This window comes from Rhizobium sp. WW22 (assembly GCF_047041135.1).
Taxonomy (GTDB): Bacteria; Pseudomonadota; Alphaproteobacteria; order Rhizobiales; family Rhizobiaceae; genus Rhizobium.
On sequence record NZ_CP178198.1, the window covers coordinates 645,199 to 670,394 of the forward strand.

31 protein-coding genes and 1 pseudogene are annotated in these 25,196 nt (G+C 59.9%); 17 read left to right on the forward strand and 15 right to left on the reverse strand.

Annotated features, from left to right (window positions below; all coding sequences use genetic code 11):
• Positions 1–91 precede the first annotated feature (91 nt).
• Positions 92–475, forward strand: a complete 384-nt coding sequence (locus ACK83U_RS03260; RefSeq protein WP_112606066.1) for an MbcA/ParS/Xre antitoxin family protein — start codon at positions 92–94, stop codon at positions 473–475.
• Positions 435–1,205 carry an RES family NAD+ phosphorylase gene (locus ACK83U_RS03265; RefSeq protein ID WP_112606063.1) on the forward strand — a complete coding sequence of 257 codons (771 nt, stop codon included), beginning with the start codon at positions 435–437 and terminating at the stop codon, positions 1,203–1,205. Before ACK83U_RS03260 ends, ACK83U_RS03265 begins: the two co-directional genes overlap by 41 nt.
• On the opposite strand, the gene ACK83U_RS03270 is transcribed toward ACK83U_RS03265, so the two are convergent.
• Positions 1,192–1,638, reverse strand: a complete 447-nt coding sequence (locus ACK83U_RS03270) for a MarR family winged helix-turn-helix transcriptional regulator (RefSeq protein ID WP_112335582.1) — start codon at positions 1,636–1,638, stop codon at positions 1,192–1,194. The two genes, ACK83U_RS03265 and ACK83U_RS03270, sit on opposite strands and share 14 nt — an antisense overlap.
• 71 nt (positions 1,639–1,709) lie before the next feature.
• On the opposite strand from ACK83U_RS03270, the gene ACK83U_RS03275 reads away from it, so the two are divergent.
• Both ACK83U_RS03275 and ACK83U_RS03280 read left to right on the forward strand, forming a co-directional pair.
• Positions 1,710–2,435 carry a DUF899 domain-containing protein gene (locus ACK83U_RS03275; RefSeq protein WP_112606060.1) on the forward strand — a complete coding sequence of 242 codons (726 nt, stop codon included), beginning with the start codon at positions 1,710–1,712 and terminating at the stop codon, positions 2,433–2,435.
• Positions 2,436–2,653: 218 nt separating this feature from the next.
• Positions 2,654–3,430, forward strand: a complete 777-nt coding sequence (locus tag ACK83U_RS03280; RefSeq protein ID WP_112606057.1) for a VOC family protein — start codon at positions 2,654–2,656, stop codon at positions 3,428–3,430.
• Between the two features lie 155 nt (positions 3,431–3,585).
• Here ACK83U_RS03280 and ACK83U_RS03285 read toward each other — a convergent pair whose 3' ends face one another.
• On the reverse strand, positions 3,586–5,100 hold the full coding sequence (locus ACK83U_RS03285; RefSeq protein WP_112607594.1) for a helicase HerA-like C-terminal domain-containing protein: 1,515 nt from the start codon (positions 5,098–5,100) through the stop codon (positions 3,586–3,588).
• Positions 5,101–5,424: 324 nt separating this feature from the next.
• Between ACK83U_RS03285 and ACK83U_RS03290 the strand changes: the two genes are divergently transcribed.
• The gene (locus ACK83U_RS03290; protein ID WP_112398226.1) at positions 5,425–5,820 is read left to right on the forward strand and encodes a hypothetical protein; all 396 of its coding nucleotides are present in this window, start codon (positions 5,425–5,427) and stop codon (positions 5,818–5,820) included.
• A gap of 138 nt (positions 5,821–5,958) precedes the next feature.
• Here the strand turns inward: ACK83U_RS03290 and zwf are convergent, their stop codons facing one another.
• From zwf to ACK83U_RS03305, 3 genes are all read right to left on the reverse strand, one after another.
• Positions 5,959–7,479, reverse strand: coding sequence for a glucose-6-phosphate dehydrogenase (gene zwf, locus ACK83U_RS03295; RefSeq protein ID WP_112607592.1), 1,521 nt, complete (start codon positions 7,477–7,479; stop codon positions 5,959–5,961).
• 172 nt (positions 7,480–7,651) lie between these two features.
• Entirely contained in the window at positions 7,652–8,422 is a 771-nt protein-coding gene (gene tam / locus ACK83U_RS03300) for a trans-aconitate 2-methyltransferase (protein WP_112607590.1), read from the reverse strand.
• Between the two features lie 57 nt (positions 8,423–8,479).
• Positions 8,480–9,520 carry a zinc-dependent alcohol dehydrogenase family protein gene (locus ACK83U_RS03305; RefSeq protein ID WP_112607588.1) on the reverse strand — a complete coding sequence of 347 codons (1,041 nt, stop codon included), beginning with the start codon at positions 9,518–9,520 and terminating at the stop codon, positions 8,480–8,482.
• 305 nt (positions 9,521–9,825) lie between these two features.
• Here ACK83U_RS03305 and ACK83U_RS03310 point away from each other — a divergent pair.
• Positions 9,826–10,712 (forward strand): annotated as a pseudogene (locus tag ACK83U_RS03310) (branched-chain amino acid aminotransferase).
• Between the two features lie 21 nt (positions 10,713–10,733).
• On the opposite strand, the gene ACK83U_RS03315 reads toward ACK83U_RS03310, so the two are convergent.
• Positions 10,734–11,258 carry a GNAT family N-acetyltransferase gene (locus ACK83U_RS03315; protein WP_112607584.1) on the reverse strand — a complete coding sequence of 175 codons (525 nt, stop codon included), beginning with the start codon at positions 11,256–11,258 and terminating at the stop codon, positions 10,734–10,736.
• 142 nt (positions 11,259–11,400) lie between these two features.
• Here ACK83U_RS03315 and ACK83U_RS03320 point away from each other — a divergent pair, with 142 nt between their 5' ends.
• Both ACK83U_RS03320 and ACK83U_RS03325 read left to right on the forward strand, forming a co-directional pair.
• Positions 11,401–11,523 (forward strand): hypothetical protein, encoded by a 123-nt coding sequence (locus tag ACK83U_RS03320; protein ID WP_281409860.1) that lies wholly within the window; start codon positions 11,401–11,403, stop codon positions 11,521–11,523.
• Positions 11,524–11,593: 70 nt separating this feature from the next.
• Positions 11,594–11,845: a DUF1488 domain-containing protein gene (locus ACK83U_RS03325; protein WP_112335592.1), complete on the forward strand. Its 252-nt coding sequence runs from the start codon at positions 11,594–11,596 to the stop codon at positions 11,843–11,845.
• 5 nt (positions 11,846–11,850) lie between these two features.
• Here ACK83U_RS03325 and ACK83U_RS03330 read toward each other — a convergent pair whose 3' ends face one another.
• The 3 genes from ACK83U_RS03330 to ACK83U_RS03340 all read right to left on the reverse strand — a co-directional run bounded on the left by ACK83U_RS03330 (position 11,851) and on the right by ACK83U_RS03340 (position 14,685).
• Entirely contained in the window at positions 11,851–13,080 is a 1,230-nt protein-coding gene (locus tag ACK83U_RS03330) for an MFS transporter (protein ID WP_112607582.1), read from the reverse strand.
• Entirely contained in the window at positions 13,077–13,763 is a 687-nt protein-coding gene (locus ACK83U_RS03335) for a YbhB/YbcL family Raf kinase inhibitor-like protein (protein ID WP_112607580.1), read from the reverse strand. Before ACK83U_RS03335 ends, ACK83U_RS03330 begins: the two co-directional genes overlap by 4 nt.
• 106 nt (positions 13,764–13,869) lie before the next feature.
• Positions 13,870–14,685 carry a helix-turn-helix domain-containing protein gene (locus tag ACK83U_RS03340; RefSeq protein WP_112607578.1) on the reverse strand — a complete coding sequence of 272 codons (816 nt, stop codon included), beginning with the start codon at positions 14,683–14,685 and terminating at the stop codon, positions 13,870–13,872.
• A 179-nt stretch (positions 14,686–14,864) separates the two neighbouring features.
• On the opposite strand from ACK83U_RS03340, the gene ACK83U_RS03345 reads away from it, so the two are divergent.
• Positions 14,865–15,209, forward strand: a complete 345-nt coding sequence (locus ACK83U_RS03345) for a nuclear transport factor 2 family protein (protein WP_112607576.1) — start codon at positions 14,865–14,867, stop codon at positions 15,207–15,209.
• A gap of 4 nt (positions 15,210–15,213) precedes the next feature.
• Here ACK83U_RS03345 and ACK83U_RS03350 read toward each other — a convergent pair whose 3' ends face one another.
• Positions 15,214–15,864, reverse strand: coding sequence for an aspartate/glutamate racemase family protein (locus tag ACK83U_RS03350; RefSeq protein ID WP_112607574.1), 651 nt, complete (start codon positions 15,862–15,864; stop codon positions 15,214–15,216).
• 270 nt (positions 15,865–16,134) lie between these two features.
• Between ACK83U_RS03350 and ACK83U_RS03355 the strand changes: the two genes are divergently transcribed.
• Both ACK83U_RS03355 and ACK83U_RS03360 read left to right on the forward strand, forming a co-directional pair.
• Positions 16,135–16,737 carry a superoxide dismutase gene (locus ACK83U_RS03355; protein ID WP_015339177.1) on the forward strand — a complete coding sequence of 201 codons (603 nt, stop codon included), beginning with the start codon at positions 16,135–16,137 and terminating at the stop codon, positions 16,735–16,737.
• Between the two features lie 125 nt (positions 16,738–16,862).
• The gene (locus tag ACK83U_RS03360) at positions 16,863–17,705 is read left to right on the forward strand and encodes a metallophosphoesterase (protein ID WP_112607572.1); all 843 of its coding nucleotides are present in this window, start codon (positions 16,863–16,865) and stop codon (positions 17,703–17,705) included.
• 83 nt (positions 17,706–17,788) lie between these two features.
• Here the strand turns inward: ACK83U_RS03360 and ACK83U_RS03365 are convergent, their stop codons facing one another.
• Positions 17,789–18,490: a helix-turn-helix transcriptional regulator gene (locus tag ACK83U_RS03365; protein WP_112607570.1), complete on the reverse strand. Its 702-nt coding sequence runs from the start codon at positions 18,488–18,490 to the stop codon at positions 17,789–17,791.
• A gap of 128 nt (positions 18,491–18,618) precedes the next feature.
• On the opposite strand from ACK83U_RS03365, the gene ACK83U_RS03370 reads away from it, so the two are divergent.
• The 3 genes from ACK83U_RS03370 (at position 18,619) to ACK83U_RS03380 (ending at position 20,874) form a co-directional block, all read left to right on the forward strand.
• Entirely contained in the window at positions 18,619–19,254 is a 636-nt protein-coding gene (locus ACK83U_RS03370) for a LysE family translocator (RefSeq protein ID WP_112607568.1), read from the forward strand.
• Between the two features lie 166 nt (positions 19,255–19,420).
• Positions 19,421–19,864 carry a cytochrome c gene (locus ACK83U_RS03375; protein ID WP_112607566.1) on the forward strand — a complete coding sequence of 148 codons (444 nt, stop codon included), beginning with the start codon at positions 19,421–19,423 and terminating at the stop codon, positions 19,862–19,864.
• 95 nt (positions 19,865–19,959) lie between these two features.
• Positions 19,960–20,874 carry a c-type cytochrome gene (locus ACK83U_RS03380; RefSeq protein ID WP_112607564.1) on the forward strand — a complete coding sequence of 305 codons (915 nt, stop codon included), beginning with the start codon at positions 19,960–19,962 and terminating at the stop codon, positions 20,872–20,874.
• Between the two features lie 12 nt (positions 20,875–20,886).
• Here ACK83U_RS03380 and ACK83U_RS03385 read toward each other — a convergent pair whose 3' ends face one another.
• Together ACK83U_RS03385 and ACK83U_RS03390 are read right to left on the reverse strand one after the other, a co-directional pair.
• Positions 20,887–21,039, reverse strand: coding sequence for a hypothetical protein (locus ACK83U_RS03385; protein WP_412474786.1), 153 nt, complete (start codon positions 21,037–21,039; stop codon positions 20,887–20,889).
• 83 nt (positions 21,040–21,122) lie between these two features.
• Positions 21,123–21,599: a class I SAM-dependent methyltransferase gene (locus ACK83U_RS03390; protein ID WP_412474787.1), complete on the reverse strand. Its 477-nt coding sequence runs from the start codon at positions 21,597–21,599 to the stop codon at positions 21,123–21,125.
• Positions 21,600–21,765: 166 nt separating this feature from the next.
• Between ACK83U_RS03390 and ACK83U_RS03395 the strand changes: the two genes are divergently transcribed.
• Positions 21,766–22,392, forward strand: a complete 627-nt coding sequence (locus tag ACK83U_RS03395) for a C39 family peptidase (protein ID WP_112607562.1) — start codon at positions 21,766–21,768, stop codon at positions 22,390–22,392.
• Positions 22,393–22,430: 38 nt separating this feature from the next.
• Here the strand turns inward: ACK83U_RS03395 and ACK83U_RS03400 are convergent, their stop codons facing one another.
• Positions 22,431–22,919 carry a GNAT family N-acetyltransferase gene (locus tag ACK83U_RS03400; protein WP_112607560.1) on the reverse strand — a complete coding sequence of 163 codons (489 nt, stop codon included), beginning with the start codon at positions 22,917–22,919 and terminating at the stop codon, positions 22,431–22,433.
• A 199-nt stretch (positions 22,920–23,118) separates the two neighbouring features.
• Entirely contained in the window at positions 23,119–23,532 is a 414-nt protein-coding gene (locus ACK83U_RS03405; protein ID WP_112607558.1) for a MerR family transcriptional regulator, read from the reverse strand.
• A 193-nt stretch (positions 23,533–23,725) separates the two neighbouring features.
• Here ACK83U_RS03405 and dmeR point away from each other — a divergent pair, with 193 nt between their 5' ends.
• Entirely contained in the window at positions 23,726–23,998 is a 273-nt protein-coding gene (gene dmeR, locus ACK83U_RS03410) for a Ni(II)/Co(II)-sensing transcriptional repressor DmeR (RefSeq protein ID WP_069616048.1), read from the forward strand.
• 139 nt (positions 23,999–24,137) lie between these two features.
• Entirely contained in the window at positions 24,138–25,139 is a 1,002-nt protein-coding gene (gene dmeF, locus ACK83U_RS03415) for a CDF family Co(II)/Ni(II) efflux transporter DmeF (RefSeq protein WP_112607641.1), read from the forward strand.
• Positions 25,140–25,196 lie beyond the last annotated feature (57 nt).

A 25,196-nucleotide genomic window follows, 5' to 3' on the forward strand; every position in this document is an offset into this window, starting at 1 on the left:
GAATATATTGAAAAGGAGCGGCAGTTTGATCTGTCGCTCCTTTTCTTTTGCAAGAAAAATGCTATATCTTTTCTTAGGAAAGGAAGTAGCCATGATAAAGACCCAGGCAATAGGCCAGACGATGCCCGGCGAAGCACTCGTCATGACAAAGGCCGTCGTCAATGCTGCCGAAAGGCTGGGATTGAACGCCCGTATCCTGGCGGCCATCATCGGCGTGTCGGAGGCGACGGTGTCGCGCATGAAGAGGCAGGATCATCTGTTGGAGCGCGATAGCAAGCCTTTCGAACTTGCCGTGCTTCTTGTTCGCCTCTTCCGTTCGCTCGACGCTATCGTCGGCGGCGACGAGGCTGTGGCGCGGCAATGGCTGCGTAACGGCAATATCGCCTTTGGTGCAGCGCCGATCGACAAGATCATCTCGATTTCTGGTTTGACCGATGTCCTTGCCTATCTGGACGCCCGCCGCGCTCTCGTCTGAGGCAAGGGCTATTTCCGGCCAATATTGGCGGCTGGTGGAATCGCAGCATCAGGTCTCGACGCTGAAGCTCGTGGACACGATGGAGGAGCAGGCGCTCCTCGAAAGCATCCTCGAGGAAAGCAAGCCGGTTCTACCGCCTGAATGCGCCGGGCTCGACTATCTACTTGCCACCCCCTTTCGCTATGGCGCGATCTATCCCCACGGTTCCCGTTTCCGTCGCGCCGGCCGCACGCTCGGAGTCTTCTATGCCTCGGAGCAGGTGGAGACGGCCCTGGCTGAAATGAGCTTCTATCGGCTGCTCTTCTTCCGTGATTCCCCCGATACGCCGTTGCCCGCCAATGCCGCCGAATATACCGCCTTTGCTGCTGCAATTACGACGAAGGCGGCGATCGATCTGACCGCGTCTCCCTTGGATCGCGATCGGAAGCTGTGGACCGATCCGATCGACTACGAGGCTTGCCAGTCGCTTGCAGAGGCAGCGCGAACCGGCGGCATCGAGGCAATCCTCTATCGTTCCGTCCGCGATCCTCGCGGAGGTATGAACATAGCGCTGCTCGCGGCCAGAGCCTTCTCTGCCCGCGAACCCGTTGAACGCCAGACCTGGCGCATCCGGCTGTCGCGCGTCGGGGTACAGGCGCTGTGCGAATTCCCACGACGCCGCATCGGCTTCGAAAGACAGGATTTCGAGGGCGATCCACGTCTATCTGAGGCGCAATTCAAAGCAGAATAGCAAGATCGCTGCGCAGGCGGTCACCGCTGCCGTCGGGCAGCCGCTCTTCGAGCGCGGCGTGCGTCGTCTTCCAGATTGGCACGGCGGCGGCGAGTGCTGCCTTGCCGGATGGGGTGAGGCTGAGCAGGCGGGCGCGTCGATCTTTTGGATTCGGCATGATATTGACCCACCCCCGCCGTTCCAGTGGCTTTAAGGCCGCCGTCAGCGTCGTCTGGTCTATTGCCAGGAGTGCTGTGACCGATCCCATGGATGCCGGCACGGGCCGGTTCAGGGACATCATCAGGGAGAACTGGCCGTTGGTAAGGCCGAACGGCCGTAGCGCCTCGTCAAAGCGACGGGCAAGAGCGCGCGCTGCTCGCTGAACATGCAGACATAGGCAGGTGTCGCGCACTAACAGGGTGGTTTCAAAGGGGATTTCGACTGCGTTTGACATGCTTCATTAATATTGATATCAATATATTTGTCAAGATTTGGGAATGAAAACGCCAGAGGAGGGCGCGGACAATGAACCAGGTCGTTTCCAGGGAGGTGTGGCTGGAAGCCCGCCGTCAACTGCTCGCCAGGGAAAAGGAGGCCACGCATCTTCGCGATCGCGTCAATGCGGAACGCCTGGCCTTGCCTTGGGTAAAGGTCGAGAAGGACTATGTTTTCGACACATCGGCCGGCAAGAGGACACTTGCAGATCTCTTCGACGGCCGCAGCCAGCTCATCATTTATCACTTCATGCTCGGCCCGGACTGGGATGCCGGATGCACCGGCTGCTCCTTCCTTGCCGATCATTTCGATGGAACGCTTCCGCATCTCAACCATCACGATGTCACGCTGGTCGCCGTTGCCCGCGCGCCAATCGAAAAGATAGAGGCCTACAAGAAACGCATGGGCTGGAAGTTCCCATGGGTGTCGTCCTTCTCCAACGATTTCAATTTCGACTATCACGTCTCTTTCACCAAAGAGCAGCTCGCCGGTGAAAAGGTGTTCTATAATTTCAACGATATGAACGCCGCCGACGGCAACGACGAGTTGCCTGGTCTCAGCGCCTTCTACAAGGATGAAGCCGGCAATATCTTTCACACCTATTCCAGCTATGCCCGCGGCGGCGAAGAAATGATCGGTACGCTGATGATCCTCGACAATGCGCCAAAGGGCCGGAATGAAGGCCACACCATGGATTTCGTGCGACGCCACGACGAATATCAGGAGGCGGCGAAGGCGGGCTCCTGCTGCCATTGAAGCATGACGAGACTGCCAAATTTACTCCATGCGGCGCGAGGGGTCGAATTATTACTCCTTGCGCCTAGTTAAGACCTGGAGCCTGCTCGCCAGGAAGCGACGGATCAACCGATTGACCATCGTTCGGCCGTCACGTTCATCGGCCATCATGTACCTGCGTCGACATCAGGCTCAGGATGAGACGGATGACCGTCACAATCAAAAAAGGGAGAGAGATCATGGCAGAGAAGGGATATTTTGTCTGGTACGAGCTGATGACGACGGACATGAAGGCGGCGGAAGCCTTCTATACCAAAGTCGTCGGCTGGGATGCGGCGGATGCCGGCATGCCGGAAGTCGGCATGGACTATACATTGTTCAGCGCCGGCGCCGGCCCCGTTGCCGGTCTGATGATCCTGCCTGAAGAGGCCAAGGCCATGGGCACGCCACCCTGCTGGACCGGATATATCGGCGTCCCCAATGTCGATGACGCCACCAAGACCGTTGTCGCCAAGGGCGGCAAGACCTATCGGGAGCCGGCGGATATTCCAGGCGTCGGGCGGTTCTCCGTCGTCTCCGATCCCTACGGCGCAGCCTTCTGCCTGTTCACGCCGCTGCCGGGCCAGGATTGGGAGCCGCCTGCTCCTGCCACACCGGGCTATTTCGGCTGGCACGAGCTCTATTCCAACGATGGCCCGAAGGCCTTCGATTTCTATAGTGAGATGTTCGGCTGGGAGCTGAGCTCCGATTTCGACATGGGGCCGATGGGCAAGTACAAGATCTTCAAGATCGGCGATCGCGACTTCGGCGGCATCATGACCAAGCCCTCGGAAATGCCGATGGCTGCCTGGAATTTCTATGTCAACGTCCCGGCGATCGACGCTGCAATCACCCGTATCACGGAAGGCGGCGGCAGGATCGTCAACGGCCCGATGGAGGTCCCCGGCGGCAGCTGGATCGTCCAGGCGACCGATCCTCAGGGAGCGTTCTTCTCGCTGGTCGCCCCGGTACGGTAGTTTTTATCCCCGTTGGGGGTAACACCTCCCCCTTGAGGGGGGAGGTCGCCGCAAAGCGGCGGGTGGGGGTGATATTCGGACCTGCAAAGGTCGCCAAGTTCACCCCACCCCGGAGCTGCGCTCCGACCCTCCCCCTCAAGGGGAGGGTGGCTTTTCTACCGCTTCAGGCTGCCGAGGATGCCGCGCACCAGCGCCCGTCCCACTTGCGTTGCCACCGTGCGGGCCATGCTTTTCATCGTCGCTTCCAGGATCGTCTCGCGCTGATAGCCCGAACGGCCGCGGCTTGGCGGCTTGCTGCTGTCGCTGCCGAAGCCGGGCAAGGTCCAGCCGTCGCCGGCACTCTCGCTCTGCGGCGCAGCCGCCTTGCGTGCCCGCTCGGTCAGGATCTCATAGGCGGATTCGCGGTCGATCGTTTGGTCATAGACGCCGGCAACCGGACTGCCGTTGATGATGGCTTGGCGCTCGCCATCGGTGACGGGGCCGATACGGCCGGATGGCGGGCGGATCAGCGTGCGTTCGACGACGGACGGCGCACCCTTGCCCTCAAGCATCGACACCAGCGCCTCGCCAGTGCCGAGCGTGGTGATGACGGTGGCGCAATCGAAAGCCGGATTGGGCCGGAATGTCGAGGCTGCTGTCTGCACGGCCTTCTGCTCGCGCGGCGTATAGGCGCGAAGCGCATGCTGCACGCGATTGCCGAGCTGCGCCAGTACCGTTTCTGGTACGTCGAGCGGGTTCTGGGTGACGAAATAGACGCCGACGCCCTTGGAGCGGATCAGGCGCACCACCTGTTCGACGCGCTCGATCAGCACCTTCGGCGCGTCGTTGAAGAGCAGATGCGCCTCATCGAAGAAGAAGACCAGCTTCGGCTTTTCCGGATCACCGACTTCGGGCAATTCCTCGAACAGTTCTGAGAGCAGCCACAGCAGGAAGGTGGCATAGAGGCGCGGGTTCATCATCAGCTTGTCGGCTGCAAGCACCGAGACCTGCCCGTATCCGTCATTGCTGACCCGCATGATGTCGGAGATTTTCAGCGCCGGTTCGCCGAAGAAGTTTTCCGCGCCCTGCTGCTCGAGCACGAGCATTGCCCGCTGGATTGAGCCGACAGAGGATTTTGAGATCAGGCCGTATTTGCTGGAAAGCTCGCTTGCATTGTCACCCATATAGTTCAGCAGCGCCTGTAGGTCCTTGAGATCGAGCAGCGCCAGGCCGTTCTCATCGGCGATCTTGAAGGCGATGTTGAGCACACCTTCCTGCGCCTCTGACGCATCCATCAAGCGCGCCAGCAGCAGCGGTCCCATCTCGGCGATGGTTGTGCGCACGCGATGGCCCTTTTCGCCATAGAGATCCCAGAAGATGACCGGGAACTGATCGAATTCATAGGGTGAGAGACCGATTTCTTCGGCGCGCTTCAGCAGGAAATCCTTTGGCTCGCCCTTGACGGCGATGCCGGAGAGATCGCCCTTGATGTCGGCACAGAAAACGGGCACGCCGGCCTTGGAAAATCCTTCCGCCAGCACCTGCAGCGTTACCGTCTTGCCGGTGCCGGTCGCGCCGGTGACAAGACCGTGGCGGTTGCCGAATTTCAGCGTCAGGAACTCGTCCTTATTGATGCTTTCATCGGGGTTGCGGCTCGCGCCGACGAAAATCTGTCCATCCTGCTGCTGCATTGTGTCGTCTCCCTTAGAGCATGGTGCCGAAAAGTGTCACCGGTTTTCGGCTTTATGCTCTACCTATTTGATTCTAGTACCGGATGATCTTGGATCGAATCGATCCAAGATCATCCGGTACTAGGGCGGCGGCACAGCAGCGTTTCAAGGCTGCCAGGGCCATTCATCGATTTGTCCTGACACTGTTATAAGAACTCGCATGAAGAGGGACAACCATTCGCTTCAAGGTTCCGCTTCTGGTAGAATGTTGACCTCCGGCGCGGCTTGTGTCGGTTGCTTCATTCAGTTACGTTGACGTTAACGTTATAAAGGCAGGAGGCCACAGTGAACGAAGTTATTGATCAGATCGCGACCAAAGCCGGCATCGCTCCCGACCTTGCGGAAAAGGCCGTCGGCATGATTCTCGGTTTCCTGCAGCGCGAAGCTCCGGATGGTCCCGTCACCAAGATGATCGAATCCATTCCCGGCGCCTCCGATCTCGTTGCACAATATAACGGCGAGGAAACGGGTGGCGGTGGCCTGCTCGGCGGCCTGCTCAGCGCAGTCGGCGGCGGTGGCGGCCTGATGGCCCTCGGCCAGCAGCTGATGAGCAGCGGTCTCAGCATGGGCGAAATCAGCTCGCTCGCCAAGGAGACGATTGCAACCGCTCGCCAGCATGCCGGCGACGAGGTCGTCGACCAGGTCGTCAATTCCGTTCCGGGCCTGCATCAGTTTATCTGAGGCCGCTATTGCCTTGAAAAGAAAGCCGCCGGCCAAATTCCGGCGGCTTTTTGTTGTTCAGAAAGCAGGCCCGACCTCGCGACGTTGCGCCCCATAAAAGGCAGGCAGTCGGCCTCCATCCGCTGATCTTCTTCAGCGTTAGAATTTCCTGCCCTTCGGTGTCCCATCAATCTCATGCCATTTGCGGCCGTCGCGCTCGATAAGTTCGTCGGCGCAGGCCGGGCCTGTGCTGCCGGGGGCGTAAGGATCGGGTTTGCCGCCTTCTGCCCAGAGGTTGAGGAAGGGCTGCACGGCCGCCCAGCCGGCTTCGATGCCGTCGGCGCGCTGGAAGAGCGTCTGGTCGCCGACGAAGAGTTCGTAGAACAGGCTTTCGTAGCCGGTCTGCTTGCCGATGTCGAAACTGTCGGCATAGCGGAAATCGAGCGAAACGGGCGCGGTTTTCAGCACCAGCCCCGGCGATTTTATCGAGATTTCCATATCGAGCCCTTCGTCGGGCTGCACCTGGATGATGAGCCTGTTCGGCGGCAATTCGGGGCGAGATTCGTGGCGCGGGAACTGGGCAAAGGGCACCGGCCGGAAGGTGATGACCACTTCCGTGTCCCGCGCCTTCATCGCCTTGCCCGTGCGCAGATAGAAGGGCACGCCGGCCCAGCGCCACGTATCGACCAGGAGTTTCAACGCCACGAAGGTTTCGGTGTTGCTGTCGGGCGCGACATCGGGTGTCTGTGTAAAGGCCGGCAGATCCCGCCCGGCAATCGGACCGGCCGTATAGGCGCCGCGTACGCCGTTCTTGATTGCTTCCTCCCGCGAATAGACGCGCAGGGCCTTCAGCACTTTGCCCTTTTCATTGCGGATGGATTCGGCATCGAAGCTGTTCGGCGGCTCCATTGCCACCATTGCCAGCAGCTGGAAGAGATGGTTCGGTATCATGTCACGAAGCGCGCCGGTCGCATCGTAGAATTTGCCGCGCGTGCCGACATCCACGACTTCGGCCGCCGTGATTTGCACGTGGTCGATATAGTTGTTGTTCCATAGTGCCTCGATCATCATGTTGGCGAAGCGTGTCGTCATGATGTTCTGCACGGTTTCCTTGCCGAGGAAATGGTCGATGCGGTAGATCTGGCTTTCGGACACATGGTTCAGCAGCCGCGCATTCAAGGCCTGTGCCGAGGCAAGATCATGGCCAAAGGGTTTTTCGATCGCGATGCGGCGGAAAGCCCCGGTCGCTTCGTTCATCAGCCCGTTTTCGGAGAGTTTCTCGGCGATATCGCCGAAGAAGCGCGGCGGTACGGCAAAATAAAAGGCTGCGTTGGCGCTCGGCGCATGCGAGAGATAGTCCGAGATTTCCTTGTAGACGTCGTTCTGGGTGAAATCGCCGGAGATGTAGCTGATGCGCTTGCGCAGGCTCTGCCATGCTGCCTGCCGCTCCGGATCGTCCATGTCGCCTGATGTCTTCAGGAACGATTCCAAGCGATCGAGCAGCATGTCGGCGCCGCCGGTCTCGATACCGATGCCGAGGATATGCAAGTCCTCGCCGATAAGCCCGCTGCGGGTCATGTTGATCAGCGTCGGGATCAGCAGGCGCCGGGTGAGATCGCCGGCGGCGCCGAAGATCACGAATGTCAGTGGCGGGGCCGGTGCGACGTCGGGGGTGGTCATGCGCGGATCTCCTTCTGGAGGCAATATTCGGGGCTTCTGAACGACATCGACTATCTCCTCGGAGCTGTTGCTGTTTCAGCTTTGGCTTGTCATGTTCTAGCGCGGGCCGGCGCTGGTTGTCGATGGGATCGACGCACCGCCGGCAGCCAGCATTTCGGGGCTGATAGATAACCTATTTCTTCACCGCGACCAGGAAGAGCCGCGGGAAGCGCAGCAGCACCTTTCCATCGACAAGCGGGGGATAGGCTTTCTCGATATGTTTCAGATATTCGGCGGTGAACGCATCGCGATGCTCGTCGCCGGCATGGTCGAGATAAGGACGCAGGGCAGTAGCTTTCACCCATTCGACGATCGCGGTCGCATTCGCCAATACGTGATTGTAGTTGGTGTGCCAGATATCGACGCGCTGTGACTTGCCGATCAGCCTGTTGTAATAAACCGAAGGGGCAGGCAGCGGATTGCGCCGGATGCTCTTCTTAGCGAAGGCATCGCTCCAGGGACCGTTCTTTGCGGTTTCTTCCATCATCAGATGGCTATGCTCCGTCAGATTGTCGGGCATCTGCACGGCAAGCACGCCGCCGGGTTTCAGCCCGTCCATCAGGTGGTCGAGGATATCGAGATGATTTGGGAGCCATTGGAAGACCGCATTGGCAAAGAGCAGATCCACCGGTTCTTCCGGCTGCCATGTGGCGAGATCCGCCTTGACGAAGCTTGTGCCGGGCAAGCGCTTGCGCGCCGCCTCCAGCATGTTGTCGTCGCTATCGAGGCCGGAGACGCCGGCAGCACCATAGCGCTCGATGATCAGCTCGGTCGAATTGCCGGGGCCGCAACCGAGGTCGATCGCGCGTTCGATCCGATCCAGCGGTACCTGAGCCAGCAGGTCGCGCGAGGGGCGCGTGCGTTCATCTTCGAATTTCAGATATTGACCGGCAGACCATGCCATGAGCGTTTCCTCTTTCTGGATTGCCGTTTCTCTGGATGCGCATAGCACCGGGATATATCAGAACCGTGTAATGACGCTGATGCCCTTGCCTTCGGCTTTATCAAGAGACATCAGCGCCGGAACGGCTTCTTCCAGGCTGATACTGCGACCGATGAGTTTCTGGGGCGCTATCTTGCCGGCGGCGAGCATGTCGAGCATGGCATCGTAGCGCCAGGCCTGCATGCCGTGGCTGCCGTAGATTTCCAGCTCATGGCCGATGACCTGCGCCATCGGGATCTGTGGCGTCGCATAATCGCCGAGCATAAGGCCAACCTGCACATGCCGGCCGCGGCGACGCAGGTTCTTGATGGAATTGAAGCAGGTCGTGGGATGGCCGAGCGCGTCGATCGAGACATGCGCGCCGCCCTTGGTGATCTCGCGTACGGCCTCGGCCACATCGGCGACCTCGGCCGCATTAATGGTCGCGACTGCCCCACATTCGCGGGCGAAGGCGAGCTTCTCGTCGGAAATGTCGATGGCGATGGCGTTGGCGCCAAGGGCGCTCGCGATCATGATCGCCGACAGGCCGACGCCGCCGCAGCCATGAACGGCGATCCATTCGCCGGGACGGGTCTTCGCCTGATCGGCAACGGCACGGAAGGAGGTGGCGAAACGGCAGCCGAGGCTTGCCGCCGTCGCGTCGTCTACCGAGTCCGGCAAGTGGACGAGATTGGTGTCGGCATAGTCGATCGCGACATATTCGGCAAAGGAGCCCCAATGGGTGAAGCCGGGCTGGAACTGGCTGGGGCAGACCTGCTGGTTGCCGGAATGGCATTCGGCACAGTGGCCGCAGCCGGAGACGAAGGGAACGGTGACGCGATCGCCCACCTTGAAGCGGACGACGCCGCGCCCGGCCGCCACCACCTTGCCGGCAAGCTCATGGCCCGGCACATGCGGCAGCCTGATATCGGGATCATGACCCATCCAGCCGTGCCAGTCGCTACGGCAGAGCCCGGTCGCGCCGACGGCGATAACGACGCCATCTTCGCCCGGTGTCGGATCTGGCAGGGTGCGGATTTCGGGTGTTGCCTCGAAGGCCTCGTAGTACATGGCTTTCATGGGGTTCTTCCTGTCTCTTGACGATTCCTACGGTTCATCACTTTTCCTGATGGATCTATTCGTCAAGTTGTTGTTTCGACGCATGAAAATTGCGTTATGAATGCGGTATCGGGCGCTTTGTTGCAAATGAATTTTACCGCGTAGTTTCCGCTTGACCCTAGGATTATGCGGCTATTTGGTCTTTGCCACCTAGAGCAATTCCAGGAAAAGCGCTGAGCGCTTTTCCTGGAATTGCGAGAAAACAAAAAGATGGAGCGGTTCCGCGATCCGGCGAAAGCTGAACCGATCAAAGGGAGGAAACCACCATGGCAGTCGATACGTCGCCCCGAACCACCACCTGGACCTATGTCGAAGGAGAATGGCTTTCCGGCAATCCGCCGCTGATCGGGCCGACTTCGCATGCCATGTGGCTTGGCTCGACCGTGTTCGATGGTGCCCGCTGGTTCGATGGCATCGCCCCTGTCTCGACCTCCATTGCCAGCGCATCAATCGTTCGGCCATCGCCATGGGGCTGAAGCCAATCAAGACGGCTGAAGAGATCGAGGCGCTCGCCTGGGAAGGCATCAAGAAATTCGACGGCAAGACGCCGATCTATATCAAGCCGATGTATTGGGGCGAGCATGGTTCGCCGGGCAGTGTCGTGGCTGTCGATGCGGAATCGACACGTTTCGCGCTCTGCCTGTTCGAGGCGCCGCTTGGCGGCAATGGCGGCATCACGCTCACGGTCTCGCCCTTCCGCCGCCCATCGCCGGAGACGGCGATGACCGACGCCAAGGCGGGATCGCTCTATCCGAACAGCGGCCGCATGATCCTGGAGGCGAGGGGCCGCGGTTTCAACAATGCGCTCGTGCGCGACATGAACGGCAACGTCGTCGAGACGGCGTCGTCCAACGTTTTCATGGTCAAGGGCGGCATCGTCTATACGCCGGTCGCCAACCGCACCTTCCTTGCCGGTATCACGCGGGCCCGCGTCATCGGGCTATTGCGTCGGGAAGGCTTCGACGTGCGGGAGGAAACTCTATCCGTCGAGCAGTTCATGGCGGCAGATGAAATCTTCACGACCGGCAACTATTCCAAGGTCGTCAGCGTCAATCGCCTCGATGGCTGCGAATTCCAGGAAGGGCCGGTCGCCCGCAAGGCGCTGGAACTTTACATGGATTGGGCGCACGGCCGCAGCGCCAGCGAAGAGTAGTCAGGCCTGACAGGTTACAATCTATCGAGCTTCGAAAGCGTCCCTGGTCATCTGATAGGACGCAAAGGGCTGGCCGAGATACGTTGTCTCGCGCGTCGGGGACAGGCCGAGCTTTTCGGCCACGCGAATGGAGGCGGTGTTGCCGGGTGCGATATCGGCAATCAGCCGTTCGAGGCCAAGTGTTCCGAAAGCATGCGTGAGAACCGGCCTTGCCGCTTCCGTGGCATAGCCTTTGCCCCAGGCGAACCTGTTCAACCGCCAGCCAATCTCGATGTCTGGCCCGACCGCGTCGACGGGGATCAGTAAAATCCAGCCGAGAAATTGCTTCGGATCCTCCTTGGCGAAGATTGACCAATAGCCGAGGCCATCACCGAAATCAGCCTCCATGCGGCTCGTCAGGAATAGTCGGTGTGCCTCGGGATCGCCCCATGGCCCCGGAATGAATCTCGTCACCTCCGGATCGCGATCCATGGCGAGGCAATCGTCGATGTCCGCCAGGGTGCGCGGGCGCAGGATCAGGCGGCCAGTTTCAAAAGTCGGAAGCACTGCTGTTCTCCAAGACTATCGAGATAAGGCGAAGATCCCACACGGATAATGTTGAAGCGCAAACCCAATCCAAATTAAACGGCGCGAAGGGGGCTTTTGTGATATTGTGATCTCGGTTGGCAAAACCCTTAAGGAGGCCGCCATGAAAATCTCTCTTCCTGCGTCTGTCTATCTCTTCGACTATTACAGGGCTTTCCTCCAGCTCTGCGTCGTGTTGGCGATTGCCTTCGTCGTCTATTCGACGCTGTTCGGATTGACCTGGTGAAGTCGGAAGCAATTGAAACCGTCGGCCTTAATCAGGCCGCCGGGTCGGTTTTGTTTCGAGGTAGTTGACGATGAGCCTGAGCTTTCCCAATCGCAGCCGCAGTTACGACGCTTCGGCGAGGCGTATCCGTTTCACCGGCTATGACGGCATGTTCGAGGTTTCGTTTCTGGTCGACGCGGATGTCTTCCCGGGTTCGCATACCGAAGCTGGATATCTTGCCGCCTTCGATGACGGACGAGACGCGATCCAGAAGGTCGCCGCCAGAGCCTACGGCCATGCCCGACGACGCCTGTACGTCCTGACCGCTAGCGATTTTCGCTGACGAGACTATTCCGCCTCTTTCTTCGGGCTGACCCACCAGCAATAGACCGCCCCGATCGCCAGTAGAACGCAGGTTCCGAGGAACACGGCGCGCATGCCGATATGACCACCGACGAAGCCGCCCAGGACCGGGCCTGCCACCTGACCGACATATTGCGAGGAGATGGAGAGCCCGAGAATGCTGCCGGTGGCCGCATCGGGCACATTGTGCCTGATAACGGCGGTGATGCAGGGCAGGAGGCCGCCGAGCGCCACACCCATCAGGAAGCGCAAGCCGATCAATTGCCAGGCCGAGGTGACGAAGGCCTGCGGTATCAGCAGCAGCGCAGCGGCGGCGAGGGCGACCATGATGACGCTCCAGTATCCGATGCGATCGGCGAGCTTGCCGAGCCACGAGGACGACAGGATGCTGCCGAGCGCCGCTGCGGCCATCACGACGCCCGACACCATCGTCACCCTGGCGTCGCTAACGAACTGCGCGACATAGACCGTTATGATCGGCTCGATCGACATATTGGCGAGCATCAGCAGCAGGCCGAGCGACAGCATGGCGATGACGGGGCGCTTGTCCGGAATGGAGGCCCAGCTGCCGCTGGCCTTCGCAGCCTTCTTGCGCGCGGTGGATTTCTCCTCCTTGATCAGGAAGGTCGTTGCCAGGAAGGTCAGGAAGATTACGCCTCCTGCCAGCAGGAAGGTGCCGCGAATACCGATAACAGGCGGCAGTGCGCCTCCGATCAGCGGTCCGACGAGATTGCCGGCCATGATACCAGCCGAAAGCGTACCCAGCGCCCAGGCGGAGCGATGCTTCGGCGTCTGGGCTGCCACCAGCACCATCGATCCCGAGGCATAGCCGCCGGCGAGACCGGTGAAGAGGCGCAGCGCCACCAGTTGCCAGACATTGCCGGCCATGCCCATCAGAGAGATGGCGACCGTCATGCCGAGGCTGGCGCGGATCAGCATCAGCTTGCGGCCATAGATATCGCCGAGCCGCCCCCAGAGCGGCGCGACGAAGGCGGCGGCAAAGAAGGTGGCGCCATAGGCGATGCCGGACCATTGCACGATCGCGGCTTTGTCGCTGACGCCGAGTTCCTCGACATAGAGCGGCAGGAAGGGGAGTAGCAGCGTCATCGCGACGATCGTCGTGAACGAGCCGACGAGGCAGATGATCAGGTTCCGCATCCAATGCGCGGTTTCCGGCTCGGCGGGTGCTGCTACATCCCATCTCGTCTCGGTCATTTCTCGGCCTTTGCATTCAATGTGTAAAACAGTTCCTGGCTGCCCGATGCCAGGATATGACCCTTTGCTGCGGCGAGCAGGTCGGCACGGGTGAAGAGATCGGGAAGCTTCAGCCGGTCGACATCGAGCGCATAGACGGTGACATGGTAGCTGTGAACACGTTCGTCATTCCAGGGCGGGCAGGCGCCCATGTAGCCGCCATGCGGTCCGTCCTTCAAATTGCCGCCGCCGGCGCCATTCTGGCCGCGTCGCCCATAGGCCGTGCGTTCGAGCGGTAGGCCATTGGCCGAAGGGCCGTTTCCGTCCGCGCCTTCGGCAAGGCTAGTGCGCGATGGAGGAATATCGGCCAGCACCCAGTGAACGAATTCCATCCGTTTGAAATCCTTCGAGATGGTTTTGTCCGCCTTGTTGAACAGCGAGAAATCGGCGGGCACGTCCGGGTCGACCATCGTCAGCGCATAGGATCGCGTTCCCTTCGGCCCTTTCGACCAGGAGACGGCAAGGCTCTTGTTAGGGCCGGGCGCCGATTTGTCGGACGCTGTCGAAATGCAGGAGGCGTTTTCCGGCAGCAGCATCTGGCCGCTGCTCTTGGCAAATGTCACCTTGAGATCGGCCGATAGCGCCGGCGTGGCGACGGCTACTGTGATGACGATGACGTTCAGAAGGTTGAGCATGGTTTTCATGATGTTGCCCTTTCGCGGTTCGCTCCTGTGAGCTTCGAGGGCAGGGTCTAACAAATTCGTGCCAGTCGGCTGCGCACCCAAACGCTCAAAATGCGGTCGGAAACGCTCACGCGCTGCGAAGTCGATCAGCGAAACGGCGCGGTGAGCGATAGCCTGTCGCAAGGGCGGCTTCCCGCAGCGACAGCCCGTCCTCCGCGAGAAGGGTCGTTGCCAGCGCCACACGTTCGCTTGCCAGTACCTCTCGCAGGGAAGCGCCCTCGCGTGACAGGCGGCGGCGTAATGTCGCGTTGCTCGTACCAAGCTCGGCGGCGATAAGATCGGCTGTCCAGGCACGGTCCGGCTGCCAGCGCACCAGCGCCCGCACCGCCTCGGCGGTTGTCTCCGGCGATCCGGGCAGGGCGCCACGCATGCCGAGCACCATGAGTATTTCCACGAGTCTGTGCTCGATCAGTGGGATCGGCAGGCTTCCACTGGCAATGCCTTCGCCGGCATGGCCGATGGCAGCGGCCAGTAACGAATCGAGCGGCAGGTCGATCTGCGATGCGGTTTGGGCTGGCGGAAAGGCTTTTGCCGCCCGCCGTGTCAATTCCTCGGGAAAGGTGATGAAGATCGCCCGATAGACGCCGGTCTGCGGATCGGGGTCGTTGACGACATCGCCGCTCCACCCAGCCGGCAGCACGAGCACCGTACCGGCCGAAAAATGCCGCTGCCGTCCCATGCTGACGATTTCCTTGGAACCTTCGAGGATGGCGACGATTGAAACCTGGGAAAAGGCGGAGCCAGCAATGCGTTCGCGTTCGCGCGTCACGAAGGTAAAAAGCGTGGAATAGCTGCCGATGCCGGTTGGCTCGACCGCCGGACGATTGTCTTTGGCCGCCAGCCGACGCAGCTTTTCCAACATGTGGTTATGAGCCTCGGACACTTGCGATGGCTTTCTGCTGATTGGGGTGTTCGAGGAGTTTGGACCACGCGGACGGCAATGCCAAGTCCGCAAAGCGCCTTGTCGGTTCGCCGGGCTGATGTTATAAACTGATTGCATTATGCAATCAGTTTATGGTTGGCGGATCAAACCCCGTCCTGATGCAAAGGAGGAGGTAGATTATGAACTCTCTCGAAAATGCCCGTTGCGATACGGTCCGGCGGCTGTTTGCAGCCTATGTCGCTCAGCATCCCGATATTGTCGACCCGATGCTGACCCGGGATTTCACCTTTTCCAGTCCGCGCGACGATCACATCGACCGGAAGCGGTATTTCGAGCACTGCTGGCCGAAGGAGAAGGTGTTTCGCGATATTCATATCGAACATCTGGTCGCGGATGGTGACGATGTGATCGTCGGCTATCGCGCCGAGAAGATGGATGGCGCCAGCTTTCGCAATGTCGAGCTGATCCGCTTCGCCGGCGACCGCATAGCCGAGGTGAACGTCTATTTCGGGCGGAATTTATAATGCTTCAGCTGCCCGTAATCTTCGCCATTGCGGCGGCAAGTGCGGTCGCCGGACCAGTCATAGGTTGCGGGCAGTTTTCCGGAAGAAGGTGAACGGCATCCGTCATCGAGGCTTGAGCGAAAGCGATCGTGACAGCGCTTTCGCCGCTGAACGCTTTCATCGCATCGGCAATAGCCGCAAGATAGGCCGAGAGATCCTCGGCCCGGAAGTGCGCCCATGCACCCGGCACCAGCCGAACCTCGATTTCGGCACCCGTCGCCTTAGCCGCCGCTTCGAAAAGTGCAGTCGTCGGGGCGATGGTCGTTTCGACGGTGCACAGCACGATAACCTTACCGCCCGCCTTGACCGCCTGCTCTGCCAACACTGCATCTGCCTGGATGATCGGGGCTCCGGCGCCGGCCGCGATCTTCGACGCTGCTGGGCCTAGTGTCGAGCAGTTGAGCACGACGGCATCGGCATCCTCCGCCAGATGCCAGAGAAGCGCTGCCGTTTCGGCCGAAATCTCATCCGTCAGGCGTCCCACCTTTTCGGCGGCGAGAAGAAGATCGGCACGGACATGATGATGCAGCATGCCATCAGGCAACCCGAGTGCCTTCGCCGCCGCTTCATAGACGGTGATATTGCTTTCGGCGGTGTGCAGGCAGGCGATCGTCACAGATGTTCCTCATCACGACAGGAGATCCGTAAACTAGCCTTGGGGCTATGCCTTGTCGATGTTTTGCCGCGGCAGTCCGCCCTGTATCGAAACATCATCATATGCAATAAGGTAAACCTCTAAGTCGATGCTATACCTATTTGAAAAGTAGGGCAATTTTTGCTCCTACGTGCAACTTTTTTGGCATGTCGCCGGTTGCTCTTCCAGGCGACGGCTCCTATGTTCCGCTTCACCTGCCGACGCAATTTTTTGCCAAGAGGAGATATGACCATGGCTTTCGAATTGCCTGAACTTCCTTATGATTACGATGCACTTTCGCCCTTCATGTCGCGTGAGACCCTCGAATATCACCACGACAAGCACCACAAGGCCTATGTCGACAACGGCAACAAGCTCGCTGCGGAAGCAGGTCTTGCCGATCTTTCGCTCGAAGAAATCGTGAAGAAGTCCTTCGGCACCAATGCCGGCCTCTTCAACAATGCTGCCCAGCACTACAACCACATCCATTTCTGGAAGTGGATGAAGAAGGGCGGCGGCGGCAACAAGCTGCCGGGCAAGCTCGAAGCAGCGTTTGCTTCCGATCTCGGCGGCTACGACAAGTTCAAAGCCGATTTCGCCGCTGCCGGCGCCACTCAGTTCGGCTCCGGCTGGGCATGGGTTTCCGTCAAGAACGGCAAGCTGGAAATCTCCAAGACCCCGAACGGCGAAAACCCGCTCGTTCACGGCGCCGACCCGATCCTCGGCGTCGACGTATGGGAACACTCCTACTACATCGACTACCGCAACCTGCGCCCGAAGTACCTCGAAGCCTTCATCGACAGCCTTATCAACTGGGACTACGTCCTGGAGCGCTACGAAGCCGCGACGAAGTAAGGTTTGCCGCATAGGCTGGCTTTCGCACCCGGCGTCTTCCTGGCGTCGGGTGTTTTCTTATGAGCAGCCTTATTGATATATCCGTGTGCCGCTTGGCGGCCCGGGAGATCGCCACAGGAGGCTGAATGCCATCAGCGCCGCTTTTCCGCTTCGGTGTCATCGCCGATCCGCAATATGCCGATCTCGCGCCCAATCTCACCCTCAATCGCTATCCCGCGAACAGTCTCGACAAACTTCGAGCGGCGATCGAGGAGTTCAATCGGCACGATCTCGCCTTCGTCGTCACGCTCGGCGATATCATCGACCGCGAATGGAAGAGCTTCGACGCCGTTTTGCCGGTCTACCAAGCCTTGCGTCATCGCAAGCATTTCCTGCTCGGCAACCATGATTTCGCCGTTGCTCCGCAACATCTCGGCACGGTGCCGGCGCGGGTCGGCATGCCGTCGCCCTATTACGATTTCAGCCTATCCGGCTATCGCTTCATCGCGCTTGACGGCAATGAAATCAGCGTCTTTGCCCCGCCGGAAGGCGATCCGCGGCGGCAGGAGGCGAAGGATCTGATGAAGGCGCTGGAGATCGCCGGCGCGCTCAATGGCCAGCGCTGGAACGGGGCGATCGGCGACACACAATATGACTGGCTCGCCGCGAAACTTAAGGAAGCAAAGGCGGCAGGCGAGAAGGTCATCGTCATGAACCACTATCCCGTCTTCCCAGAGGATGGACATAATGCCCTGAACAGCGACCGCTTGCTGGCCCTTTTGGCAGAGCATGATCACGTCGTCGCTTACCTTAACGGTCACAATCATGCCGGCAATTTCGGCATGTCGGATGGCACTTACTTCGTCAATTTCAAGGGCATGGTGGACACCGAAGACACGAGCGCCTACGCGATTGTCTCGGTCTGTGAGGACCGGCTGGAAATCAGCGGCTTTGGCCGCGAGACGAGCCGAACCCTGGCGCTACGCTGAACCTATTCCGCTGCGGTATGCGGATGGGAGGTAAGTTTGTCTGGTTTACAGGATCTGGCCTTGCGATCGATGTTGCCAACGCCTCAGCCGGCCGCGACTGGGGTGTTTGTCTGCCAGCCATTCACCCAGATCTGCCTCAAACCGTCGCCTTCGCCCTTGAACCATAATCCCGTCGCCTCGCAGCCTTCGATCCGATCGCTGCGGAAATTGCGGATAGCCTGGCGCAACTCGCACCAGGCCACGATGTTGGCCGTTTCGGCATAATAGATCAGCGCGATCGGCCGGATGATGCGTTCCGTGGCGCGGCCGAGCTCGTCACGATAGGCAAGGTCCAGCTTTTCCTCGTCGCGAATGGCGCGACGAACCAGCGAGAGGTCGATCGCCGCGGCCGAAGGCGCGGCAAAGCCCCAGGCATGCAGCGCATTGGCATCGAGGGTCTGACGTAGCGGTGGCGGCACGGCGCCGGCGATCTTGGCGGTGACGCGCTTGGCCGCCTGCTTGAGCTCGGCGTCGCCGGTGCGTTCCAGCAGCGCCAGCGACAGCACGATCGCCTCCATCTCCTCGATGGAAAACATCAGCGGCGGCAAGTCGAAGCCGGGCCGCAAGATGTAGCCGATGCCGCGCTCACCCTCGATCGGCACTCGCATCGCCTGTAACGCGGCGATATCGCGATAAACCGAACGCACCGTCACCTCCAGCCGGGCGGCAATATCGGCCCCCGTCACTGGCCGCTTTGCCAGCCGCAGGATCTGGATGATCTCGAACAGGCGTGATGCCTTGCGCATTTGTTGTCCCAAAGATGAAGGCTACTGACAATACCCCGTCAGTTGGCTCGTTTTATAAGACTGCCTATCGACTTGAAAATCAACCATTTCCTCTCCTGTTTCCATGGAGAGCTCGATAGGCAACTGACATGGGTTACGCAGAAAATCTCTGGCTCTTCTTCATCCTTCTTTTGGGCATCATAATCGTACCGGGTATGGACATGCTGTTCGTGCTCGCCAATTCCCTTACCGGCGGCAGCAACCGCGGCCTTGCCGCGACGGGCGGCATCATGCTGGGCGGTGCGGTGCATTCGCTGAACGGCGCCGTCGGCATCGGCCTGTTGATGCATTTCGCACCCGTTCTCTTCAATCCGCTGCTTGTTATCGGCGGCGCCTACATGGCCTTCATCGGCTATACGCTGATGCGCAGCTCCATAACCGTTGGGGAGAGTGGGCCTGGCGGCAGCCGCTCCGCCTGGAAAGCCTTCCGGCAGGGAGCGGTCACTTGCCTCATCAATCCCAAGGCCTATCTCTTCATCTTTGCCGTGTACCCGCAATTCCTGAAGCCGGATTACGGCCCGATGTGGATACAGGCCGTCATCATGGGAGCCATGACCATCGCGACCCAATTTGCTGTTTACGGCGGACTTGCCATCACTGCCGGGCGCAGCCGCGAGCTGCTGGTTTCCAATCCCAGAGCAACTGCCTTTGCGGGCCGCGCAGCCGGGCTGCTGCTTGTCGCAGTTTCAGTGTTTACTGTCTGGGAGGGCTTGAAATTAGCGTGAGGGCTGAAGCGGCGAATGAGTGTGTCGGTAGCATGACACTGATTTCACTTGCATCTCACCACTTTGTGACTTCATTGCCGGAAAGGAAACCGGCAAACATGTCGCCGTAATCATGCGCCGGCCGCGCAAGCGGTCCGCACCATTTGCGAAGAGGTAGGAGAACGAAATGAAGTGGAAAGCGATTGTGATGGCGACGGCTCTGGCCGGCATCGCACTGGGTTCGGTCGTCGCGGCCGACGGCACGCATGACTCCCGCATCGGCATGATGAAGAAGATCGGGGGCGCAACGGGTGCTCTCGGCGCGATTGCCAAGGGCGACAAGCCCTATGACGCCGACATCGTCAAGGCATCTCTGACGACGATCGCCGAAACCGCCAAGGCGTTTCCGGATCAGTTCAATCCGCAGAGCGACAAGACCGATCCCGAGGTCAATCCGAAGATCTGGGACAATCTCGATGACTTCAAGGCGCATGCCGCCAAGCTTTCCACCGATGCCGAGACAGCGCTTGCCCAGCTCCCTGCCGACAAGGACGGCGTCGGCGCGACGCTGAAGACGCTCGGCGGCAGCTGTGGTGCCTGTCATCAGGCCTATCGTATCAAGAAGGACTAAGCGGTAGGTCGGCCTAGTTTGAATATCGATTTTGGCCTCCGCACAATTCTACCGCTGCGGAGGCTTTTGGCTTTGGAGCTGGGCTAAGGGGTGGAATGATGGCGCGGTTTATTCGGTGGCTGCTTTGCCTTTTTGGCGTGATCATTCTCGGCGGTGGTGCATTCTATGTCATCACCGCGCCGTCGCCCTTGCCCGCCAGCCATTGGGCCAATCTCGGTGACCCAGATGTTAAAAACGGTCAGCTGGTCTTCTGGGCCGGCGGCTGTACGAGCTGTCATGCGGCACCCGGCGTCCAGGGCGATGCCAAGCTGGTGCTTTCGGGTGGTCTCGCCCTTACCAGCCCATTCGGAACCTTCCATGTCCCGAATATCTCGCCGGATGAGAAGGCGGGGCTTGGCAGCTGGACGCTGGCCGATTTCGGCAATGCCATGAAGCGCGGCGTCGGCAGAAACGGCGAGCACCTCTATCCGTCCTTTCCCTACGGCTCCTATACCCGCATGAGCGACAAGGACATCAACGATCTCTGGGCCTTCCTGAAGACGCTGCCGAAAAGCGACAATGTCGTTCCGCCGCATGAGCTGCCCTTTCCCTTCAATATCCGGCTCGCGCTGGGCGGCTGGAAGTTCCTATATCTCAACGATCAGCCGCGCGTCGTGCTTGCCAATGCCGACGAGAAGGTCAAGCGTGGTCAGTATCTCGTGGAAGGGTCGGGACATTGTGGCGAATGCCATACGCCACGTGACAGCCTCGGCGGCTTCGTGAGCGGCCAATGGCTGGCAGGCGCGCCCAATCCGGAAGGCAAGGGCCAGATCCCAGATATTACCCCGGGCTCCAAGGCAATCGGCGGCTGGAGCGCCGGCGACATCGCCAACTACCTCGAAACCGGCTTCACCCCGGACTATGACTCGGCCGGCGGCTCGATGGCCGAAGTCCAGCAAAACATCGCCCACCTGCCGGTATCCGACCGGGAGGCGATCGCAGCCTATCTGAAGGCGCTTCCGGCGAAGTAAGCCGCAAGATGCTCAAACCGCGCCCGCGCGTCTGGCGAGATAGAGCTGCGTTTCGTAATGCAGCTCGAATTTGCCGCCGTGTGTGTTTATCGCATCGGCAAGCTCGAAAAGCAGCGCTTCTCTCCGATCCTCGCTCAAAAGCCGGTAGCTGGAGAGCGTGCGCAAGAGGTCCGTATAGCTCTGCGCAGTGTGCGACCGACCCCAGGAATAATGGTGGTGTACCGGAGCTTCAAAGTGGTCTGATTGCTTCAGCTCCCGAGCAAAGGGGCCATCAGGCAGATACCAGGCTTCCACGGGCGGACCGGCAAGCTGCGGGGCATGGCGGCGTAGATCCCCGCGAACTTTTCTGACAGCGGCGGTTCCGGCTTCATCGGCACATTGCCGAAGACGGCGAGTGTTCCTTCCGGCGCGAGGAGGGTGCCCGTCCTGGCGAAGCGCAGTTCCGGCGAAACCCAATGGAAGGATTGGGCCGCGAATATCAGCCTGAAGCTCTCCGGCTCGCCCGGCCATGCTTCGAAGGTGGTTTGCTCGAACCGCACTCGCGGAAATTCCGCCAATCTTTCCTGCGCAACTGCAATCAGTTCCGCGCCGGGATCAAGCGCGAGAACGGAGAGGCCACGGCGAGCAAAGCTCTCTGTCGCTTGTCCGGTGCCGCAGCCGATTTCGAGGACCCGATCCTTGGCTTCCAGCCTGGCAAAATCGATGACATCGGCAAAAAAGCGCATCGGGATAGAGCGGGCGGGAAGCATTGTAGAGGGTGGCGACGCTGTCGAATGTGAACCGCTGTTCCAAGTCGCATCTCCAGTTGCAGATCGAAGTCGACAGCCATTTTTCTAGCGCATTTCCGGTCAAGCTTGTAGCCATGGGATTCGGCAATAGGAGAGGGTGGTCGTGGACGCAAGGGTGGCGCGGAAGGTTCCCTATTTCAGCCAATGGGAAACGTCTGACATGACGCTGGCGGTCGTCGCCGAGGGTGCACAATCGGCCTTGCTGAAGGACCCGCTCTGGGCGTCATCCGGCGCAAGCAGCGTCGAGGATTATGCGCGCTGGGCCGGCAATCTCTGCGGCATGGCCTGCCTGAAGATGGTGCTCGCCGCCCGCACCGGCAAAATCATCCCGATCATGGATCTGGCCATGGGTTGCCGGGAATATGGCGGCTATGTCGAGGAGGCGGATGGCCGGATCAAGGGATTGATCTATGCGTCGTTCGTCCCATTCGTTCGTGATCGCTTCGATCTGAATGCTCGCGTCGTCACCGGCATTTCCGTCACTGACATCGCCGATATCCTCGCGCAATCGGAGTATTTCATCGCGTCGGTGCATCATTCGATCCGCTGGCCAGAGACCGAGCCGCCGGCCAAGGGTGGCCACCTGGTGCTGGTGACGGCCATCGACGGCAATAATATCCGCTTCCACAATCCATCCGGCCACATCGATGCGACGCGCGAGAATGCCGAAATGGCTCTGGAGGTGTTCGAGAGGTTCTTTGCAGGCCGCGGGATCGCCATCGATCACTGACATCGAGCGTTAGACGGCGATCCTCTTAAAGGCCGGCATCAGGCCAGAGCCTGAAGGTAGCGCATGCCGGTGACCGGACGCGGCTTGAAATCCATGTTTTCGTAGAAGCGGTGGGCCTGGAAATTCCCCGTCGCAGCGCCGACCGAAAGATAGCTGCAGCCCGCCTTGCGGGCGATATCGCGGGCGCGGTCGACGAGATGCTGCCCGACGCCATAGCCGCGATGGCCGTCGCGCACGAAGAGATGGTGCAGATCCATGCCTCGCTGTCCCTCTTGCGCCTTGTAGAGCGGCACGAGGATGGCGTAGCCGATCAGCCCCTGTTCGCCTTCGGCAACAAGCGCCGTGATCCACGGCATAGGACCGAAGAGATCGCGCTCGAGCTGTTCGGGTGTCGTGCCGGAGGGGTCGCCATGATGGGCGGCCAGCAGCCGGATCATGTCGTTGAGCTCAGGCAGGTCACGTGGCTGGGCATTGCGGATGGTCAGAACCGGAGGGCGGAGAAGTGAGATGTCGCTATCGTCTAGCATGGCATTTTGCGTCCTTGTTTTTCAAATGAGCCGTCAGGACGCTGCCGATACAACAAAGCCGCCTGACGGCGGCTTGTTGACAATATGATCTGTCTTGGCCGCCCGTTACAGGTACAGCCAAAAATACGAGCAATTATGGAGCGCGTTCGTGATCATGGGCGCATCAATGATCCGGTTCAGCGTATTTGTCAATGGGGGCTCAGTGCTCGTGTTCGCATAGGCCGTGATCGGAAAGCGCGCGGATCACATAGCAGTCTTCGATGCTATGGCCGTCGCAATGCGAGACGATGCGCTCCAGCTCGTGCTCCAGCTTCTTCAGCCGTGTGATCTTGGTGCGAACGTCATCCAGATGTTCCTTGGCGATACGGTCGGCGCCGACGCAGGGGCGGTCCGGATGTTGGCTGAGCGAGATCAGCTCCTTGATCGCATCGATCGTCAGTCCAAGGTCGCGGCCATGGCGGATAAAGGCGAGACGCTCAAGATCGGCTTTGGAATAACGCCGCTGATTGCCTTCGCTGCGTTCCGGCTCCGATATCAGACCCATCTGTTCGTAATAGCGGATTGTCGGCACTTTCACGCCGGTCCGCTTGGATAGATCGCCGATGGTCAGCATTGTATGGTCCTCAAATACCTCTAGTCTCTAGAGAAATATATGAGGCCATTCGTCGAAATTGCAAGGCCGGGTAGCTGTGACCGCCGGCTGGGATACCGTCGGCTCACCTCATTGTCCGGTCGTCGCCACGAAATCTGGCTTCCAATTCATCATCATAAATAGTATACCCCCCTATAGTATAATCGAGGCTACGATGTCCCATACCATTCGTCAGCAAGCCAAGCTTCTCTCTCGCGTCCGTCGCCTCAAGGGGCAGATGGAAGCGGTGGAGCGCGCGCTCGAGGCCGAGCGGCCGTGCGGGGAAATCCTGCAGCTCCTTGCCTCCATTCGCGGTGCCCTGACGGGCCTGACCGGAGAGGTGCTGGAGGACCATCTGCAGGAGCATGTGCTCCATGCCGAAACTGATGAGGCCCGCCGGCAGGCAGTCGATGAGATAGCCGACGTGCTGAAGACCTATCTGCGGTGACCAAAGCATGTCGCGCAAAAGTGTGCGGCGGTTTTGCGATAACGGCATGCGAAAAATCGAAGACGTAAAGCGCCAGAAGTGCATCTGAAAGATCGGGACGCGTTTTATGGTTTCAGGCGTTCAAAGAGAGACCAATGTCATGAGTATTTCCTCCGAAGCGGGGCACAGCCACGTTTTTCTGGGTTCCGACCACCAGCGCAACGAACGCCGCATCTGGCTCGTCATTGCACTCACAGCGGTCATGATGGTAGTCGAGATCGGCGCGGGCACGATTTACGGCTCGATGGCGCTGCTCGCCGATGGCTGGCATATGTCGACCCATGTCAGCGCCATGCTGATCTCGGCGCTCGCCTATCTCTACGCGCGCCGACATGCGCATAATGCACGCTTCACCTTCGGCACCGGCAAGTTCGGCGATCTCGCGGGCTTTGCCAGCGCGATCGTGTTGGCGCTGATCGCCCTGATCATGGGCTGGGAGAGCATACTGAGATTGCTCGATCCGGTGGCGATCAATTTCCGCGAGGCCATCGCAATTGCTGTTGTCGGCCTTATCGTCAATCTCGTCAGCGCATGGCTTCTGCGCGACGATCACAGCCATCATCACCACGGTCACGCCGGCCATGGGCACAGCCATGGCCATGCCCATGACCATGACCATCATCATGAGCATGGCGACGATCATCACCACCACGACCATGGCCAAAAAGGTGGCAGGGATAACAATCTGCGCTCGGTCTATGTCCATGTCATCGCGGATGCGATGACCTCGGTTCTGGCCATCGCTGCCCTGCTGCTTGGCAGCCGTTTCGGCTGGACCTTCCTCGATCCCGTCATGGGCATCGTCGGCGGCCTGGTCATCCTGCAATGGGCCTGGAGCCTGCTGCGCGCTTCCGGCGCCATTCTCCTCGATTTCATTCCGCAAGGCGAGGATCTGCCTGAGGAGATCCGCGAGGCGATCGAAACGGACGAGGATCGGATTACCGATCTGCATGTATGGCAGGTCGGCCCTGGGCATCATGCCGCGATTGTCGCGGTCGCGACGCTCGTCTCGCGCGATCCGTCTTTCTACAAGGCGCGGCTTGCCAGTATTCACGAGCTCTCGCATGTAACGGTCGAAGTTACCGTCGACAAGGCAGCATAAAATCCGCTAGCAATCGGTAAGGTCAGAGCTTGCCATATTCCTCGCATAGCCCAAAAT

What these genes read in the sequence shown, in the direction of transcription:
- ACK83U_RS03280 (WP_112606057.1), top strand. Translation starts at nt 2,654, where the DNA reads ATGGCAGAGAAGGGATATTTTGTCTGGTACGAGCTGATGACGACGGAC.
- ACK83U_RS03335 (WP_112607580.1), bottom strand. Translation starts at nt 13,763, where the DNA reads ATGAAAACCATGCTCAACCTTCTGAACGTCATCGTCATCACAGTAGCC.
- ACK83U_RS03260 (WP_112606066.1), top strand. Translation starts at nt 92, where the DNA reads ATGATAAAGACCCAGGCAATAGGCCAGACGATGCCCGGCGAAGCACTC.
- ACK83U_RS03325 (WP_112335592.1), top strand. Translation starts at nt 11,594, where the DNA reads ATGAGCCTGAGCTTTCCCAATCGCAGCCGCAGTTACGACGCTTCGGCG.
- zwf (WP_112607592.1), bottom strand. Translation starts at nt 7,479, where the DNA reads ATGACCACCCCCGACGTCGCACCGGCCCCGCCACTGACATTCGTGATC.
- ACK83U_RS03265 (WP_112606063.1), top strand. Translation starts at nt 435, where the DNA reads ATGTCCTTGCCTATCTGGACGCCCGCCGCGCTCTCGTCTGAGGCAAGG.
- ACK83U_RS03330 (WP_112607582.1), bottom strand. Translation starts at nt 13,080, where the DNA reads ATGACCGAGACGAGATGGGATGTAGCAGCACCCGCCGAGCCGGAAACC.
- ACK83U_RS03390 (WP_412474787.1), bottom strand. Translation starts at nt 21,599, where the DNA reads ATGCGCTTTTTTGCCGATGTCATCGATTTTGCCAGGCTGGAAGCCAAG.
- ACK83U_RS03305 (WP_112607588.1), bottom strand. Translation starts at nt 9,520, where the DNA reads ATGAAAGCCATGTACTACGAGGCCTTCGAGGCAACACCCGAAATCCGC.
- dmeR (WP_069616048.1), top strand. Translation starts at nt 23,726, where the DNA reads ATGTCCCATACCATTCGTCAGCAAGCCAAGCTTCTCTCTCGCGTCCGT.
- ACK83U_RS03345 (WP_112607576.1), top strand. Translation starts at nt 14,865, where the DNA reads ATGAACTCTCTCGAAAATGCCCGTTGCGATACGGTCCGGCGGCTGTTT.
- ACK83U_RS03360 (WP_112607572.1), top strand. Translation starts at nt 16,863, where the DNA reads ATGCCATCAGCGCCGCTTTTCCGCTTCGGTGTCATCGCCGATCCGCAA.
- ACK83U_RS03380 (WP_112607564.1), top strand. Translation starts at nt 19,960, where the DNA reads ATGATGGCGCGGTTTATTCGGTGGCTGCTTTGCCTTTTTGGCGTGATC.
- ACK83U_RS03275 (WP_112606060.1), top strand. Translation starts at nt 1,710, where the DNA reads ATGAACCAGGTCGTTTCCAGGGAGGTGTGGCTGGAAGCCCGCCGTCAA.
- ACK83U_RS03270 (WP_112335582.1), bottom strand. Translation starts at nt 1,638, where the DNA reads ATGTCAAACGCAGTCGAAATCCCCTTTGAAACCACCCTGTTAGTGCGC.
- ACK83U_RS03285 (WP_112607594.1), bottom strand. Translation starts at nt 5,100, where the DNA reads ATGCAGCAGCAGGATGGACAGATTTTCGTCGGCGCGAGCCGCAACCCC.
- ACK83U_RS03375 (WP_112607566.1), top strand. Translation starts at nt 19,421, where the DNA reads ATGAAGTGGAAAGCGATTGTGATGGCGACGGCTCTGGCCGGCATCGCA.
- ACK83U_RS03400 (WP_112607560.1), bottom strand. Translation starts at nt 22,919, where the DNA reads ATGCTAGACGATAGCGACATCTCACTTCTCCGCCCTCCGGTTCTGACC.
- dmeF (WP_112607641.1), top strand. Translation starts at nt 24,138, where the DNA reads ATGAGTATTTCCTCCGAAGCGGGGCACAGCCACGTTTTTCTGGGTTCC.
- tam (WP_112607590.1), bottom strand. Translation starts at nt 8,422, where the DNA reads ATGGCATGGTCTGCCGGTCAATATCTGAAATTCGAAGATGAACGCACG.
- ACK83U_RS03365 (WP_112607570.1), bottom strand. Translation starts at nt 18,490, where the DNA reads ATGCGCAAGGCATCACGCCTGTTCGAGATCATCCAGATCCTGCGGCTG.
- ACK83U_RS03370 (WP_112607568.1), top strand. Translation starts at nt 18,619, where the DNA reads ATGGGTTACGCAGAAAATCTCTGGCTCTTCTTCATCCTTCTTTTGGGC.
- ACK83U_RS03355 (WP_015339177.1), top strand. Translation starts at nt 16,135, where the DNA reads ATGGCTTTCGAATTGCCTGAACTTCCTTATGATTACGATGCACTTTCG.
- ACK83U_RS03320 (WP_281409860.1), top strand. Translation starts at nt 11,401, where the DNA reads ATGAAAATCTCTCTTCCTGCGTCTGTCTATCTCTTCGACTATTACAGG.
- ACK83U_RS03405 (WP_112607558.1), bottom strand. Translation starts at nt 23,532, where the DNA reads ATGCTGACCATCGGCGATCTATCCAAGCGGACCGGCGTGAAAGTGCCG.